The following is a 16999-nucleotide window of genomic DNA, read 5'->3' as shown; positions in this document are numbered from 1 at the left end:
GGCATGGGCGATAACATCACCGAGGCCCGCATCCGCGTTCTCTCCGCACTGACGGAGATCAGCGCCGCCGAATGGGATGCCTGCGCGGCCGGGGACGCTGCGCGGCCCGAGCCGTTCGTGTCCCATGCGTTCCTCCAGGCGCTGGAAGAGGCCGGCTGCGTCGGCGCCCGCACCGGCTGGCTGCCGCAGCATTTGCTGCTGGAAGGGCCCGACGGGAGCGCGGCGGGCGTGGTGCCGGCCTATCTGAAATCCCATTCGCGTGGCGAATATGTCTTCGACCAGGGCTGGGCCGATGCTTATGAGCAGGCCGGCGGGCGCTATTATCCCAAGCTCCAGGTCAGCGTGCCGTTCTCTCCCGTCGCCGGGCGCCGCCTGCTGACGCGCGCCGGGCCACTTGCCGATGGCAATGCCGACCTGCTCGGCGCCGGCCTGGTGCAACTCGCCCGCCTCCACAAGACCTCCTCGGTCCATGTGACGTTCGCCAGCAAGGAGGAATGGGAGAAGCTGGCGGCGCTTGGCTTCCTCCAGCGCACCGACCAGCAGTTCCATTGGACCAATGCCGGCTACGCCACCTATGAAGAATTTCTGGAAGCCCTCGCCTCCCGCAAGCGCAAGGCGCTGCGCCGGGAACGGCGCGAGGCGCTCGCCGGCGGCATCGAGATTGTCTGGCTCACGGGTGGCGACTTGACCGAGGCCGCATGGGATGCCTTCTTCGCCTTCTACATGGATACCGGTTCGCGCAAATGGGGCCGGCCCTATCTCAACCGCCAATTCTTCTCCCTGCTGGGCGCGCGCATGGCCGACCAGGTGCTGCTGGTGATGGCCAAGCGCGAGGGCCGCTTCATCGCCGGGGCGCTCAACCTGATCGGCGCCGAGACCCTGTACGGCCGCTATTGGGGCGCCATCGAGGAGCACCCCTTCCTGCATTTCGAGGTCTGCTACCATCAGGCGGTCGACTATGCCATCGCCCACAAGCTCAAGGTGGTGGAGGCGGGCGCGCAGGGCGAGCACAAGCTGGCGCGCGGCTATCTGCCCGCCCCCACCTACTCCGCCCATTGGATCGCCGATTCCGCCCTGCGGCGCGGCGTCGCGCATTATCTTGATCGCGAACGCGCCCATGTGGCGGAGATGGGCGAGGAGCTGACCGAACTCGGCCCGTTCCGCCGAGGCGGGGCCCCCGAGGTCGACTAGGATCGGCTCGCGGGAGGCCGCGTGCAGAAGTTCGACGGAAAAGCAGGATTAATCCGACGAACACGCCCTGAACAGGGTGATGTCCGTGCGGTTCTTCTTCGCCAAGCCTGTGCTTCACATGAAACATTTCCGCCCCGCAGCGGAAAGGCTGCCACCTCCCTCGACCACCGAAATAGCGCTAAACCGGTCGAAAGCCGGGAGAATTGATGCGATGCGCATAACGCTGATTGCCGCGCCTGGGGTAGGCTCGCTATAACTCCCGGCCTGTGGTGGGGGAAGGTGATGACCTATTGTTGTGGCGTGCTGGTTCGGGACGGTCTGGTGATGATCGCGGACACGCGCACCAATGCCGGCCTCGACAACATCTCCACCTTCCGCAAGCTCCATGTGTTCGAGGAGCCGGGCCACCACGTTCTCGCCATCGCCTCGGCCGGAAATCTCTCGGTCTCGCAATCCGTATTGAGCCTGCTGCACGAGGGCGTTGAGGACCACGAAGCCGGCGAGCGCCAGCAATTGCGTGACGCCCGCACCATGTTCCAGGCCGCCCAACTGGTCGGCCGCGCCATCCGTCAGGTCCATACCGTCGATGGCAATGCGCTGGAGCAGAGCAACGTCAGCTTCGACGTCTCGTTTCTGCTCGGGGGACAGATCATCGGCGGGCCCTTGCGGCTGTTCATGATCTATTCGGCGGGCAATTTCATCGAATGCACCACCGATACGCCGTTCCTGCAGATCGGCGAGCACAAGTACGGCAAGCCGGTCCTCGACCGCGCCGTGACCTATGACATGGACATCGCCGACGCCCTGAAAACCAGCCTGATCTCGATGGATTCCACCATGCGGTCGAACCTGGGCGTCGGGTTGCCTATCGACGTCATGGTGCTTTGCCCCGATACGCTGGAATCCGATCTCTCCTACCGCATCGAGCCTGGCGAACCCTATTTTCACGACCTGCGGGAGCGCTGGTCCGCTGCCCTGCGGTCCGCCCACACCTCGATCCCCCGCCCGCCCTATCTCAAGCATGGACGGCGCGGCGAGAACGGGCAGGGCTGATCCTTCCCGCTGCATTCCCCGACATGAAAAAACGCCGGCATCGCTGCCGGCGTTCTGCGTTTCACGCGAAGAAAAAGGCTCAGGCCGCGGCGGGCTGGAGCTTGGCGGACACGATCTTGTCGGGATCCTTCACGGGCTCGCCGCGCTTGATCTTGTCCACATTCTCCATGCCGGAGATCACCTGACCCCACACCGTATACTGGCGGTCGAGGAAGCCTGCATCGCCGAAGCAGATGAAGAACTGACTGTCGCCGGAATCCGGGCTCTGGGCGCGAGCCATGGAGACGGTGCCGCGCTTGTGCGGCTCGGTATTGAACTCGGCCTTCAGCTTCTTGCCGGAGCCGCCCATGCCGGTTCCGGTCGGATCGCCGGTCTGCGCCATGAAGCCGTCGATGACGCGGTGGAACGGCGTGCCGTTATAAAAGCCTTCTGCCACCAGTTCCTTGATGCGCGCCACATGGCCCGGGGCCAGATCGGGACGCAGGGCAATCACCACCTCACCCTTGGTGGTTTCGAGAACGATAACCTCGTCGGCCATAGCCAGTCTCCTTGGTTGGTCGATGGTGGCACGACGCCTCGGCGCCGCGCGCTACAAAGCGGTTGCGTGAGAGGGCGCCCTTACTTGGCGTCCGCAGCCACCTGCATCTTGATGATCTTGTCGGGGTTCGCGACCGCGCCATTCTGGCTGGCCGGACCCTTCTTGATCTTGTCCACGAACTCCATGCCCGAAACCACCTTGCCGACCACGGTATATTGGCCGTTCAGCGAAGGGGTGGCATCGAAATTGATGAAGAACTGCGAATTGGCGCTGTCCGGCGAGGAAGAGCGGGCCATGCCCACCGTGCCGCGCTCGAACGGCACCTTGGAGAATTCCGCCGGCAGGTTGGGATATTTGGAGCCGCCGGTGCCGTTGCCATACTGGCCGTCGCCGGTCTGCGCCATGAAGCCGTCAATGACCCGATGGAACGGCACCCCATCGTAGAAGCCTTCGCGGGCGAGCAGCTTCAGCCGCTCCGCATGCTTCGGCGCGATGTCCGGGCGCAGCGCAATCACCACGCGGCCATAGGTGGTGTCGAGATAAAGCGTGTTCTGGGGGTCGATCTTGCTCTGCGCGGCGGCCGGAAGCGCGAACATCAGCGCGATGGCAAGGCCGGCCAGGACGCGGCCGAGAAAGCGGTGCATGGGTTTCTCCTTGAGACCGATCAGCTATCGGAACGTCAGCGTTTGGGAAACTTCGCCTGCAGCCTTGCAAGCACGGCAGGCGGCACGAAGGCGGAAATATCGCCGCCCATGGACGCGATCTGCCGCACCAAGGTGGCGGTGATGGGGCGCACCCGCGGGGAAGCCGGCAGGAATACGGTCTGGATGTCGGGTGCCAGCGTGCCGTTCATGCCGGCCATCTGCATTTCGTAATCAAGGTCGGTGCCGTCCCGCAGGCCACGGATCAGCAGGCCAGCGCCCGTGCGCTGTGCCACGTTCACCACCAGATTGTCGAAGGTGATGACTTCGAGGGTCGCCCCCTCCTCCGCCGCCACCGGCTCGCAAACCTCGCGCAGCATGTCGAGGCGTTCGGTGGCCGTGAACAGCGGGGCCTTGCCGGGGTGGATGCCCACTGCCAGGACCAGCCGGTCCGCCAGGCGGCACGCAGAGCGCACCACATCGAGATGCCCGTTGGTGGGCGGATCGAACGAGCCGGCATAGATGGCGGCGCGGGTGGTGTGGGCTTGAAGAGCGCTCATGGACGCGAAGGGTTAGCTGCTGGCGCGAAAAGGCGCAATGGGCACCGGCGCTTTGCTATGTAATTGGAGATGTGCAGGCTCAGCGCCGTCCAGCCGCGAGCAAGACCATGGCACCGCCGGCGAGGATTCCCGCCGAGACCTTGTCCGCCAGACGCGCAAAGCGGCCTGCAACCGCCGCCCGCAGCCGATCTGCCGCCAGAGCCCAGATGATGTCGCCGATGAGCGCGATGATCGCGAAGGTGGCAGCCAGAAAGGCGATCTGGAGCGCCGGGTGGGCGGTATCGGTAACAAATTGCGGCAGGAAGGCCGCGTGAAACAGCAGGGTCTTGGGGTTGGCAAAAGCGACCGCAAGGCCGCGCGCGAATGCGGCCCGGCCGGACGGCGGCGCCGCGGCGCCGCCCTTTCCGGCGTTGCGCCATTGCAGCACCGCAAGCCAAGCGAGATAGGCAGCGCCGATATAGCGCACGAGATCGAAATTACGGGAGAACGCCTCGACCAGCCAGGTCAGGCCCGCCGCCACCACAGCAAGCTGAAGGACTAGCCCCACATTGACGCCGGCGGTGGTGAGCAGGCCCGCCCTGCGGCCATGCTTGAGGCTGGTGCCGACGATCAACGCCACGTTGGGTCCAGGCGTCGCGCCGAGGGCAATGCTGGCGAGCACGAAAAGGGCCAGGTTTTCGGCCGAGATGAGCCCGCCAACTGCCATCAGGCGTCACCGTCTTCCGCGGGTCCGGCGGCATCGGGATCGATGTCGTCCGCCGGCCCTTCAGCCGAAAGACCGGTGGCCTCGTCGTCCTCGCTGATATGCTCCACCGAGACCACATGCTCGTCGGCGGCGGTGTTGAACACGATGACACCCTGGCTTGAGCGGCCGACGATGCGGATGCCTTCCACCGGGCAGCGGATCAACTGGCCGCCGTTGGTCACCAGCATGATCTGGTCCGGGTCCTTCACCGGGAAGGAGGCGACGAGCTTGCCGTTGCGCTCGTTCACCGCCATGGCGACGATGCCTTTGCCGCCGCGGCCGGTAACGCGATATTCGTAGGACGAGGTCCGCTTGCCGTAGCCGTTCTCGGACAAGGTCAGGATGAATTGCTCCAGCGCCGTCATCTGAATGCGCTTGGCTTCGTCCAGCGGGCCTTCGCCTTGCGCGCCCTCGGCCCCACCCTCTTCGGCATCGGCCTCGATGACCGGCGGTTCCTCGGCTGCTGTACCGGGGGCTCCGCTCAACGCGCGCCGCTCGGCATTGGCCATGCGCAGATAGGCGGCCCGTTGCTCCGGCGTCGCGTCCGAATGGAAGATGATCGCCATGGAGATGATCTTGTCGTCGTTCTCCAGCCTGATGCCGCGAACACCTACCGAATCGCGCCCCTTGAAGACGCGCACGTCCGTGACGGGGAAGCGGATGCAGGCGCCGTTGGCCGTGGTCAGGAGCACGTCGTCCTGCTCGGTACAGAGCTGAACCGAGGCGATCGACTCGCCCTCTTCCAGCTTCATGGCGATCTTACCGTTGCGGTTCACCTGGCTGAAATCGGCAAGTTCGTTCCGCCGCACCGTTCCGCCGGTGGTAGCGAACATGATCTGCCAGCGGCCGTGCTCCTCGCTCTCCTCCGGCAGAGGCACGATGGAGGTGATGCGCTCGTCAGGATCCAGCGGCAGGATGTTGATCAGCGCCTTGCCCCGCGCCTGCGGAGCTGCGGCCGGAAGGCGCCAGACCTTGAGCTTATAGACCTGCCCCTTGGAGGAGAAGAACAGCACCGGAGCGTGGGTGGAGGCGACGAACAGGCGGGTGACGAAATCCTCGTCGCGCGTCTGCATGGCCGAACGGCCCTTCCCGCCGCGCCGCTGGGCGCGATAGGTGGAAAGGGGTACGCGCTTCACATAGCCCGCGTGCGAGACCGTGACGACCATCTCCTCGCGCTGGATCAGATCCTCGTCGTCGAGATCGCCGAAGCCTTCGACGATCTCGGTGCGGCGAGGCGTGCCGAACTCGGCCTTGATGGCATTCAGCTCGTCGCGAACAATCTGCTGAACACGTGCTCTACTCGCAAGAATTTCGAGGTAATCAGCGATTTCGATGGCAAGTTTATTGAGTTCGTCCGCGACCTCATCACGGCCGAGCGCGGTGAGGCGCTGCAGGCGCAGATCGAGGATGGCACGAGCCTGCTCAAGCGAAAGGCGATACGTGCCGTCGGCCGCAAGGGTGTGCCTCGGATCGGCGATCAACTCGATCAGCGGGGCCATATCCTTAGCCGGCCAATCACGATCCATCAGCGCTTCTCGCGCGCTGGCGGGATCGGGTGCGGATCGAATTAAGCGTATAACTTCATCGATGTTCGCGACCGCAATGGCGAGGCCGACCAACACGTGGGCGCGATCTCGTGCCTTGCGCAGCAGAAATTTTGTGCGCCGGCTCACGACCTCTTCTCGGAACGAGATGAAGGCAGTGAGCATGTCATGCAAGGTCATCACAGAGGGTCGCCCGCCGGAGAGGGCAACCATGTTGACGCCAAAAGACGTCTGTAACGGCGTCATGCGATAGAGATTGTTCAGGACGACGTCGGCCTGGGAATCGCGCTTGATTTCGATGTAGACGCGCATGCCGTCGCGGTCGGACTCGTCGCGGATCTCGGAGATGCCTTCCAGGCGCTTGTCCCGCACCAATTCGGCAATCTTCTCGATCATCGTCGCCTTGTTCACCTGATAGGGAATCTCGGTGACGATGAGTGCTTCGCGGTCCTTGCGGACGGTTTCGATCGAAACTTTCGCCCGCATCATGATGGAGCCGCGGCCGGTCAAATAGGCTTGGCGGATGCCGGAGCGGCCGAGGATCAGCGCACCGGTCGGAAAATCCGGGCCAGGCACGATGTCGAGCAGCGCCTCAGGATCCAGTAGAGGGTCGTCGATCAGCGCCAGCACCGCGTCGATCATTTCGCTGAGATTGTGCGGAGGGATGTTGGTGGCCATGCCCACCGCGATACCGCCCGCGCCGTTCACCAGCAGATTCGGGAACTTGGCGGGAAGGACCGTCGGCTCGCGCTCGCTGTTGTCGTAGTTTTCTTGGTAGTCGACGGTGTCCTTGTCGAGATCGTCCAACAAGGCGTTGGACACCTTCTCCAGGCGCACCTCGGTGTAGCGCATGGCCGCGGGCGGATCGCCATCCACGGAGCCGAAATTGCCTTGCCCATCCACCAGGGGCAGCCGCATCGAGAAGGGCTGCGCCATGCGCACCAGAGCGTCATAGACTGACTGGTCGCCGTGAGGATGGTATTTACCGATGACGTCGCCGACCACGCGGGCCGATTTGCGGTAGGACTTGTTCCACTCGTAACCGTTCTCGTGCATCGAGAAGAGAATACGGCGATGAACCGGTTTCAAGCCGTCCCGCACGTCAGGCAGCGCCCGCGCCACGATCACGCTCATGGCGTAATCGAGATAAGAGCGGGACAATTCCTCGGTGATGGATACTGGCCGGATGTCGGAAGGTAAATCACCTCCCTGACGCGGCGTGTCGTTGTCAGCCAAAAGATGGGTCTCTCTTGAAGAGCTTATAAGCTCTTTCTTTTAGCCGATTCATAGCTGCCACGCCAGCGAAAGCCCCCTGGCGCGGAGATAAATACATTTGTTTTTTCAATAGTTTACGCAAAAGGGCCTGATCTTGTGACGCTGTTGCCCGATCAGTGCCGCCCTGCCCCGCCGAAAAGCGGCCCGAAAAACGCGCGGCGCAAGGCCTTGCTGGAACGGCTGCAGCAGGCCAAAGGGCCGCATGCCGGCCCAAGTCGTCGTCTGTTCTCCTCAGAACGGAATTTCGTCGTCCATATCGTCGGAGGGCCGGCTCCCACCAGCACCGCCCGTGCTGCCGGGACCGCCGCCGGAGCGACGTGCTCCGCTTCCCCCACCGAACGATCCACCTCCGCCACCCATGGGGCTGGAGGAACCGAAATCGGAGCCGCCGCCATATTCGTCGCCCCCGCCCTCGCTGGATCCACCGCTACGACCATCGAGCAGTGTGAGTTCGCCACGATAGGGGCGCAGGACGACTTCCGTCGTGTATTGCTCGCGCCCGTCCTTCTCGTATTTCCGGGTTTCAAGCTGGCCTTCGATATAGACCTTGGAGCCTTTCTTCACGAAACGCTCGACAACGCCCACCAGGTTCTCATTGAGAACGGAGATGCGGTGCCACTCCGTGCGTTCCTTGCGCTCGCCGGAGGCCTTGTCGCGCCATGTCTCAGAGGTGGCAATACTGAAGCTCGCAACCCTGCCGCCGTTCTGAAACGAACGGATTTCCGGGTCGCGCCCGAGATTGCCGATCAGGATCACCTTATTGACGCTGCCGGCCATCGTCCGCTCCATAATCCTGCAGGCCGGAAAATGCCGGCCAAATCCGATCTGCACCCTAGCGTCCCGCCTTCGCGATGCGAGGGGCACCGCGGCCTTTTCCACCAATAAGGTCTGGGCAGGTTAGCGTAGGGCATGAATGTTCTTGATCTGTTCTAGCAATCGCGCACACTGGCTGCAAGATGAGTCTTCACTCGCCCATTCCTTTTTTCGGGTCCGACACCTATGTTCGTCATCCGTTCTCTATCGCAGCGCACACAGCGCCCTAAATAATGCAGACGGCAGGCCGTATGGCGCACCGCACCTTTGGCCGCACGCCGGTCTCCGCCCCCGCATAGCTTAAGCCCGAGCCCCATGACCGATCGCGCGCTTCCTACCCCCATGCCCTCCTCTCTGTCGCAGCGCCGCGATGCGCGTCTGCTCTCCGTGCGCGGGGCGCGGGAGCATAATCTCAAGAACGTGGACCTCGATATTCCGCGCGACAGTCTGGTGGTGTTCACCGGCCTTTCGGGCTCGGGGAAATCCTCGCTCGCATTCGACACGATCTATGCGGAAGGCCAGCGACGCTATGTGGAAAGCCTTTCGGCCTACGCGCGCCAGTTCCTGGAGATGATGCAGAAGCCGGACGTGGACCAGATCGATGGTCTGTCGCCTGCCATCTCCATCGAGCAGAAGACCACCTCGAAGAATCCGCGCTCCACGGTGGGCACGGTCACCGAGATCTACGACTATATGCGCCTGATGTGGGCCCGCGCCGGAATTCCGTATTCTCCCGCGACCGGACTGCCGATCGAGAGCCAGACCGTCTCTCAGATGGTCGACCGGGTGCTCGCCTTGTCGGAAGGGGCGCGGCTCTATCTTCTTGCCCCGGTGGTGCGTGGACGCAAGGGGGAATACCGCAAGGAATTGGCGGAATTCCTCAAGAAGGGTTTCCAGCGCGTGAAGCTGGACGGCACCTTCCTCGAGATTGCCGAGGCCCCTGCCCTCGACAAGAAGTTCAAGCACGATATCGACGTGGTGGTGGATCGCCTGGTGGTCCGCGCAGACATCGCGACCCGCCTCGCCGACAGCTTCGAGACCGCGCTCGCCCTTGCGGACGGCATCGCTGTGGTGGAATTCGCCGACGAAAAGGATGATGACGGCTCGCCGAGGCGCATCATGTTCTCGGAGAAGTTCGCCTGCCCGGTCTCCGGCTTCACCATTTCGGAGATCGAGCCACGGCTATTCTCATTCAATAATCCCTTCGGCGCCTGTCCGGCCTGCGACGGTCTCGGCGTGGAACAGACCATCGATGCCGACCTTGTGGTGCCGGACAAGTCACGCACCTTGAAACAGGGCGCCATCGCTCCCTGGGCGAAATCCACCTCGCCGTACTACGGGCAGACGCTGGAAGCGCTCGCCAAGCATTACAAGTTCAAGCTGACGGTACCGTTTGCGGACCTGCCGGAAAAGGCGCGCGACGTGATCCTCTACGGCTCGGGCGAGGAGCAGATCGCGTTTGCCTATGACGACGGGCTGCGGGCCTATGAGACCCACAAGACCTTCGAAGGCATCGTGCGCAATCTCGACCGTCGCTGGAAGGAGACCGAAAGCGACTGGGCACGCGAGGAGATTTCGAAATATTTTTCGACCGTTCCGTGCGCGGTCTGCCACGGCTACCGTCTCAAGCCGGAGGCGCTGGCGGTGAAGGTCGGCGGCATGCATATCGGCGAGGCCGGAACACTCTCGGTGCGTGCGGCGAGTGCCTGGTTCGAGGCCCTGCCGGCCCTGCTGACACCGAAGCAGAACGAAATCGCGGCGCGCATCCTCAAGGAGATCCGCGACCGCCTGCGCTTCCTCATGGATGTGGGGCTGGAGTATCTCACGCTGTCGCGCGCCTCCGGCACGCTCTCGGGCGGCGAGAGCCAGCGCATCCGTCTCGCCTCCCAGATCGGTTCCGGCCTTTCGGGGGTCCTTTATGTGCTGGACGAGCCCTCGATCGGCCTTCACCAGCGGGACAATGCGCGCTTGCTGGAGACGCTGAAGCGTCTGCGAGAACTCGGCAACACTGTGATCGTGGTGGAGCACGACGAGGATGCCATTCTCGCTGCCGATTACGTTGTGGATGTCGGCCCCGGTGCCGGGGTGCACGGCGGGCGCATCGTCTCCCAGGGCACGCCGGCGCAGGTCATGGCCGACCCCAACTCGCTGACCGGAAAATATCTCACCGGTGCGCTCGCGGTGGGCGTGCCGACGCGCCGCCTGCCCAATTCGCGCAAAATGCTCGCGGTGAGCGGTGCGCGCGGCAACAATCTGAAGAATGTGCGGGCGGAGATTCCGCTGGGCCTGTTTACCTGCGTCACCGGGGTTTCGGGCGGCGGGAAGTCCACGCTGCTCATCGATACCTTGTACAAGGCGGTGGCACGGCGTCTGAACAATGCAAGCGAAGCGCCGGCCCCGTTCGACAAGCTGGAGGGGCTGGAGCATCTGGACAAGGTCATCGACATCGACCAATCCCCCATCGGGCGCACGCCCCGTTCCAATCCCGCCACCTATACCGGTGCCTTCACCCCCATGCGGGAGTGGTTCTCCGGCTTGCCGGAGGCGAAGGCTCGAGGCTATGGACCCGGCCGCTTCTCCTTCAATGTAAAGGGCGGGCGCTGCGAGGCCTGCCAGGGTGATGGCGTCATCAAGATCGAAATGCACTTCCTGCCCGACGTGTACGTCACCTGCGACGTCTGCAAGGGCAAGCGCTACAATCGCGAAACGCTGGAAGTCACCTTCAAGGACAAGTCCATCGCCGACGTTCTCGACATGACGGTGGATGAAGGCGCCGAGTTCTTCAAGGCGGTGCCGAGCGTGCGCGAGAAACTGGAGACGCTGTCACGGGTCGGCCTCGGCTATATCAAGGTCGGCCAGCAGGCCAACACGCTCTCCGGCGGTGAGGCGCAACGGGTGAAGCTCGCAAAGGAATTATCCAAGCGGGCCACGGGTCGAACGCTTTATATTCTAGACGAACCCACCACCGGCCTGCACTTCCACGATGTGGCGAAGCTGCTGGAGGTGCTCCACGAGTTGGTCGAGCAGGGCAATACGGTGGCGGTGATCGAGCACAATCTCGAAGTCATCAAGACGGCCGACTGGGTGATCGACATCGGGCCGGAAGGCGGCGACGGCGGCGGCGAGATCGTTGCCGTGGGTCCGCCGGAAGAGATCGCAAAGTCCAAGCGCTCCCACACCGGCAGCTTCCTTGCCGAGGTGCTGGCCCGCCGGCCGCTGAAGGCCAAGGTGCCGACGCTGCCGCCTAAGGTAAAGCGTGGCCGCCGCCAAGCGGCAGAGTAGGCGTGACGCAACGTCGCGCCCGCGCCCATCAGGCGGTAACCGCAGATCCATGATGCGGTGCAAGATGCGGAAAAGGCCGACTTGCCTCCGTCCTGACCGTCTGCGGACCTACCAGTCTCCACTTTGCCACAGAAAGCCCATGATATCGGCAAGTCCACGCCCGTTGGATGCCGAAAATGTTAGCAGCTGGTATAAATTATATGCGATGGCTGCATTGCTGCGTTGCGGCAATGCGCATTGGCTATGGCTCCGGACAGGCTTATCTCTCGCTCAACGTTGCGGCGCGTGAAAACGCAGTCCGCCTGAAGGAGAGATATCATGTTGCTTTGGGGTCTTCTTGCCCGCCAGGTTCGCCGTTGGCAGGCCTACAATCGCACGGTCGCCGAACTGTCTCAGCTCGATGACCGCGCTCTCGGTGACATCAATGTCAGCCGTTCCGAAATCCGCTCGATTGCACGTCAGGCTTCGCTCGCCGCGTGACCGTCGCGCCGTTCGCTGCGCTGCGATACGGTAAAAGACCATGTTTTGGCCCGTTGGCCCCGGTGTTTCGCGCACCGGGCCGCGCGGGTCCGCAAAAGGTGTGTCTGTCTTTCGGGTTCATCGCAGATCTGAGTTCTTTGTAGCTCGATCCGAGCTTTATCCAGCTGCCGCCATTCGTTGTCTTGCTTGAAGCCCTTATGTTAATGACCAGCGTTGCTGGGGGGCTTCGAGATGGGCATGAGAACGATCGGGCTGTTGCGCGTTCCAATTCGTGCAGTGGCGGCATTTGCCGCTCTTTCTGCGGTTGGCCAAGCACAGGCGCAGACGACGAGTTGGACCCTCTACGACCAGTACACCACTTCTTATTTCATCCCATTTGCCCAGCCGGATCACCCCAACGCGGACAGCACAGGGGTTCAGCCGAACTTCACGGACGGCAAGACGGGCATCTATATTTCGGCCGCCGTTAACGATAGCGCGCCTCTGGTCTTCCAAGTCGACACCGGCTCGCAAGGCATGGTGGTTCCGCAATATCTGATTCCGAACTTCCAACAATCGGCCGACCAGCAAAAGATCCTTTATTCGTCGAGCGGCAATTACTCGGTCGGCACGTGGACGACGGTAACCGTTCGTTTTCCCGGAAGTCGGGATGCCAATGGCAATGAAGCTTTTGCCACCTTGCCTGTGCTCGTTGAATCCGCCTCCTACACCATGGTGGACGGCAAGGAGGTGAAAACCGACTGCACGATACAGGGCGCGGCGTGCACCCTTCTTATGGGGGTCGGCTATGGGCGTCCTGATTCCGGCTGGGGACCGTCATATCTTCCTTCGCTGCTCAACAATCCCCTGTTGCATCTCGCTGGTATGGATGAAGGGACCGTCCGCGCCGGCTACGTCATCACGCCGCAAGGAATCCAGGCAGGCCTGACCGCGCAGAACGCAGGCTCCGGCTTCGCATATGTGAAGCTCGTGGCGGATAAGCCAGCGGGAGAAATAGGTCCGAACTGGCGCACCGCACCGGGAACCGTTGTGGTGGACGGCAAGACGGTCACGAAGATCGACTCGGTCTTGATGGATACGGGAATTTCCTACCTCTGGTCGGACCTTGGCGAAAAGGCGGCAAATAATCCGGTTTCATGCGGAACAAACGGCGAGTTCTTGTGTGCTCCGAAGGGCACAGAGGTTGCAGTCTACATTGGCGGAAACACAAATGTCGGTTATTCCTACAAGACCGGCGGCGAAGATAACAATACTGCAGCGCCATGGTTTTCCCGTTTGAATACGACCGACATGGTGAATACTGGGATCCATCCGTTTGCTCAGTTCGAATATGTTTTCGACGCCGTAGACGGATACGAAGGCCTGAAGGCGATCGACCCCAGTACGCCCGGCATCTATTTCGAACCCTATCTTTCGGCCATGGGTCATCTGCCGTTGCCGAGTGGCTTCACGACCAATCTGCCGGTCTATGTGCGGGATGATACGGACATCGTAAGCTCCGGCGTTGCGGCCCTGCTCGGTGACATCACGGGTCCTGGCGCCCTCGCCTTCGGCGGAGGGGGCGCGGTGACGGTGCTCGGCGATGTGACGCTGCCTGCCGGCGTTACGGTGAAAGAGGGCAGCGTGTATTTCGTCGGCAATGTCACGGCGCCGCTCACCATCGCGGCGGGTGCGACCGTCTCCGACGTCGGCAGCATCGCAGGCGATGTGAAAAACGCGGGACTATTGTTTCATGACGGCACCATTATCGGCACCGTGACCAACACCGGCGTCCTCGGAGGCAATGGTACGGTCACGGGCACGATGGTCAATTCCGGCGTGCTGAGCCCAGGCCATTCCATCGGCCAGCTCATGGTGAGCGGCAATCTCACGTTTACGCGGGAAAGCGGCTATAGCGCTGAAATCGGCGCCTCCGGCAGTGATTTGATCGCGGTCGGCGGAGCGGCTGTGCTGAATGGCGCCACGCTGAACCTCATTCCTGTCGCGGGGTATTTGCCCATGCTCGGTGAGAGCTTCACTCTCCTGACTGCGAGCGGCGGCATCACCGGCACATTCACGCTCGACGCACCGGCCTTCGGCACGGTGGCTTCGCTTCATCCTTTCATCGCCCCGGTTCTCGATACGTCGGGCACTCAGGCAACCATTACTCTGGAACGCAGCCAGGTGCCCTTTACGGCGTTCACGCGCACGGCAAACCAATGGGCGGCGGCAACTGCGGCGGACAGCCTCGGGTCGGGAGCGCCGCTGACGATCACACTGGCAAGCCTCAATACTGCCGCCGTCCCAGCAGCTTTCGAATCGCTCTCGGGTGAAGTCTATGCCTCTGCGCAGAGTGTTCTTCAGATGCAGTCGGCTTATGTCCGCGACGCGGTCGGTGCGCGGATGCGGCAGGGTGCCTCGCCCGGATTTTCGGCAACCGACGCCCCGCGGGTGGTGCAGTTGGACGGCCACGGCACGGCCCTCTGGGGCCAAGGCTATGGCGGATGGGGAGAATTTTCCGCCTCCGCTGATACCGCTTCGGTGAGCAGTTCCATCGGCGGCTTTCTGATTGGAATGGACGCTGCGGTTGCCGACTGGCGCCTGGGGCTTGCGGCTGGGTTCGGCCAATCCAGCTTCAACCTGGGTGAACAGAACGCGATGGGGTCCAGCGACAATTACGATCTTGCCTTCTACGCTGGGCGCATGTTTGCGACCGGCAGCGGCGGTGCCGTCGCGCTGCGGCTTGGACTGGCCTATTCCTGGCACGATATTTCCGTTGATCGCACGGTGGTGCTTCCCGGTCTGCTTGAGGCCTACAGCCCCGGCTACGCGGGCCGCAGCAGCCAAGTTTTCGGCGAATTGGGCTACCGGATCGAGGGCGCCGCTGGCGCCATGACCGTCACCCTTGAGCCGTTCGCCGGGCTCGCCTACGTCGGCTTGTCCACGAACGGTTTTTCGGAAGGCGTCGGCGCCGCTGCCCTGACTGCGGCGGCGGGCAATTTTGATAGTTTCGATTCCTCGCTTGGAGTGCGGGGCGCTCTGATGCTTCCGCCGCCGCCCGGCATGGCACCCCTCGCTTTGTCCGGAACGATTGGCTGGCAGCACGCATTCGGCGATCTGGTCCCGACGGCGACCATGGCCTTCAATGCCGGCTCTGCTCCTTTCACGGTTTCGGGTGCTCCTCTCGCGCGCGACGCTCTGCTGGTTGGCGCCGGCCTTTCCACGTGGATGGGGCCGAACATGGAGCTTGGCATATTCTATTCAGGCCGGCTCGCGTCCGACGTCAGCGAAAATGCCGTGAAGGGCAGCCTGACATGGACATTTTGACCACGAAGCACCCGACCTTCACGCGGACTTAGGGACAATCCGCCCGCAGACCTTGAAGCCGACGCCATGTTCGGGCATTGAGCCAGATCGGTTTTCCGGGCGCGCCTTCGGCGGCCCAGAGTCGGGATGCTTATCCCGGCATCAGGATGGCTCATGAGTGATGTACGTGCGGTGCATGTGATCGGTGGCGGCCTTGCCGGTTCCGAGGCAGCTTGGCAATTGGCGACGCGCGGCGTGCCGGTGATCCTGCACGAGATGCGCCCGGAGCGCACCACCGAGGCCCATCATACTCAGTCTCTGGCGGAACTCGTCTGCTCCAATTCCTTCCGGTCCGACGATCCCAAGGGGAATGCGGTCGGGGTTCTCCACGCCGAGATGCGACGTGCCGGCTCGCTGATCCTGCGTTGTGCCGACGCCAATCAGGTGCCGGCCGGTGGAGCGCTTGCGGTGGACCGCGACGGCTTTGCCGAGGCCGTGACGTCGGCGCTGGAAGCGCATCCGCTGGTGGAGATTCGTCGCGAGGAGATTGCCGGCCTGCCGCCGACCGAATGGGACAGCGTGATCGTGGCTACTGGCCCCCTCACCTCTCCGGCCCTGGCGCAGGCGGTGCTCGAACTCACGGGTGAGACCGCGCTCGCCTTTTTCGACGCAATTGCCCCGATCGTTCATTTCGACAGCATCGACATGAGCAAGGCCTGGTTCCAGTCTCGCTACGACAAGGTCGGACCGGGCGGAACCGGGGCGGACTATATCAATTGCCCGCTCGACAAGGAGCAGTACGAATCTTTCATTGATGCCTTGCTGGAAGGCGAGAAGGCGCCGGTACGCGATTTCGAGGCGAAAACCCCGTATTTCGACGGCTGCCTGCCCATTGAGGTGATGGCGGAGCGTGGTCGAGAAACCCTGCGCTTCGGTCCGCTCAAGCCGGTCGGCCTCACCAATCCCAACGCGCCCGACGTGAAGGCCCATGCGATCATCCAGCTGCGCCAGGACAATAAGCTAGGCACGCTCTATAATATGGTCGGCTTCCAGACCAAGCTGAAGCATGGCGAGCAAGTGCGGGTCTTCCGCACTATTCCCGGCCTGGAAAATGCCGAATTCGCGCGGCTCGGCGGGCTCCATCGCAACACCTATCTGAACTCCCCTCTCCTGCTGGATGACACGCTCCGCTTGAAGGCCGATCCGCGGCTGCGATTCGCCGGTCAGATCACCGGCTGCGAGGGTTATGTGGAAAGCGCCGCCATCGGGCTCCTCGCCGGTCGTTTTGCCGCGGCAGAGCGGCGCGGGGAGGATGTGTCGCGACCGCCTGCTACCACCGCCCACGGTGCCCTTCTGGCTCACATTACCGGCGGCCACATCGAGACCATTGATGCCGGTCCGCGCTCATTCCAGCCCATGAACATCAACTTCGGTCTGTTTCCACAGCTTGAGATCAATCCGAAAGGGCCCGATGGCAAACGTCTTCGGGGCACAGAGAAGACTTTGGCGAAAAAGCATGCCATTGCCGAACGCGCCCTCGCGGACATGGATGCCTGGCTCGACAGCCCGGCCGAGGCAGCTTAAGACGCGCC

Annotated in this window: 12 protein-coding genes; 6 read left to right on the top strand and 6 right to left on the bottom strand. The window is 62.9% G+C overall.

Annotated elements, in window-relative coordinates:
• Positions 1-3 precede the first annotated feature (3 nt).
• Positions 4-1191 carry a GNAT family N-acetyltransferase gene (locus V5F77_RS08750; protein WP_429004960.1) on the top strand — a complete coding sequence of 396 codons (1188 nt, stop codon included), beginning with the start codon at positions 4-6 and terminating at the stop codon, positions 1189-1191.
• Positions 1192-1473: 282 nt separating this feature from the next.
• Complete coding sequence (locus tag V5F77_RS08745) at positions 1474-2244, top strand: peptidase (RefSeq protein WP_429004959.1); 771 nt, start codon at positions 1474-1476, stop codon at positions 2242-2244.
• Between the two features lie 79 nt (positions 2245-2323).
• Here the strand turns inward: V5F77_RS08745 and V5F77_RS08740 are convergent, their stop codons facing one another.
• The 6 genes from V5F77_RS08740 to ssb all read right to left on the bottom strand — a co-directional run bounded on the left by V5F77_RS08740 (position 2324) and on the right by ssb (position 8324).
• Positions 2324-2782: a peptidylprolyl isomerase gene (locus tag V5F77_RS08740; RefSeq protein WP_429004958.1), complete on the bottom strand. Its 459-nt coding sequence runs from the start codon at positions 2780-2782 to the stop codon at positions 2324-2326.
• Positions 2783-2862: 80 nt separating this feature from the next.
• On the bottom strand, positions 2863-3426 hold the full coding sequence (locus tag V5F77_RS08735) for a peptidylprolyl isomerase (protein ID WP_429004957.1): 564 nt from the start codon (positions 3424-3426) through the stop codon (positions 2863-2865).
• Positions 3427-3461: 35 nt separating this feature from the next.
• Positions 3462-3983, bottom strand: a complete 522-nt coding sequence (gene coaD / locus V5F77_RS08730; protein WP_429004956.1) for a pantetheine-phosphate adenylyltransferase — start codon at positions 3981-3983, stop codon at positions 3462-3464.
• Positions 3984-4062: 79 nt separating this feature from the next.
• Complete coding sequence (locus V5F77_RS08725) at positions 4063-4689, bottom strand: LysE family translocator (RefSeq protein WP_429004955.1); 627 nt, start codon at positions 4687-4689, stop codon at positions 4063-4065.
• Entirely contained in the window at positions 4689-7508 is a 2820-nt protein-coding gene (gyrA, locus tag V5F77_RS08720) for a DNA gyrase subunit A (protein ID WP_429004954.1), read from the bottom strand. Before gyrA ends, V5F77_RS08725 begins: the two co-directional genes overlap by 1 nt.
• Positions 7509-7778: 270 nt before the next feature.
• Positions 7779-8324, bottom strand: a complete 546-nt coding sequence (gene ssb / locus V5F77_RS08715; protein WP_429004953.1) for a single-stranded DNA-binding protein — start codon at positions 8322-8324, stop codon at positions 7779-7781.
• 378 nt (positions 8325-8702) lie between these two features.
• Between ssb and uvrA the strand changes: the two genes are divergently transcribed.
• From uvrA to trmFO, 4 genes are all read left to right on the top strand, one after another.
• Positions 8703-11642, top strand: a complete 2940-nt coding sequence (uvrA, locus tag V5F77_RS08710) for an excinuclease ABC subunit UvrA (RefSeq protein ID WP_429005029.1) — start codon at positions 8703-8705, stop codon at positions 11640-11642.
• A 318-nt stretch (positions 11643-11960) separates the two neighbouring features.
• Positions 11961-12122 carry a DUF1127 domain-containing protein gene (locus V5F77_RS08705; protein WP_394071474.1) on the top strand — a complete coding sequence of 54 codons (162 nt, stop codon included), beginning with the start codon at positions 11961-11963 and terminating at the stop codon, positions 12120-12122.
• Between the two features lie 237 nt (positions 12123-12359).
• On the top strand, positions 12360-15428 hold the full coding sequence (locus V5F77_RS08700) for an autotransporter outer membrane beta-barrel domain-containing protein (RefSeq protein ID WP_429004952.1): 3069 nt from the start codon (positions 12360-12362) through the stop codon (positions 15426-15428).
• Between the two features lie 153 nt (positions 15429-15581).
• Positions 15582-16991 (top strand): methylenetetrahydrofolate--tRNA-(uracil(54)-C(5))-methyltransferase (FADH(2)-oxidizing) TrmFO, encoded by a 1410-nt coding sequence (gene trmFO, locus V5F77_RS08695; protein ID WP_429004951.1) that lies wholly within the window; start codon positions 15582-15584, stop codon positions 16989-16991.
• Positions 16992-16999: the final 8 nt, after the last annotated feature.

Source organism: Roseixanthobacter psychrophilus, from assembly GCF_043195195.1.
GTDB lineage: Bacteria > Pseudomonadota > Alphaproteobacteria > Rhizobiales > Xanthobacteraceae > NCEH01.
The sequence above is the reverse complement of the archived record's forward strand: the minus strand, read 5'-3'. Positions and strand labels throughout refer to the sequence as shown.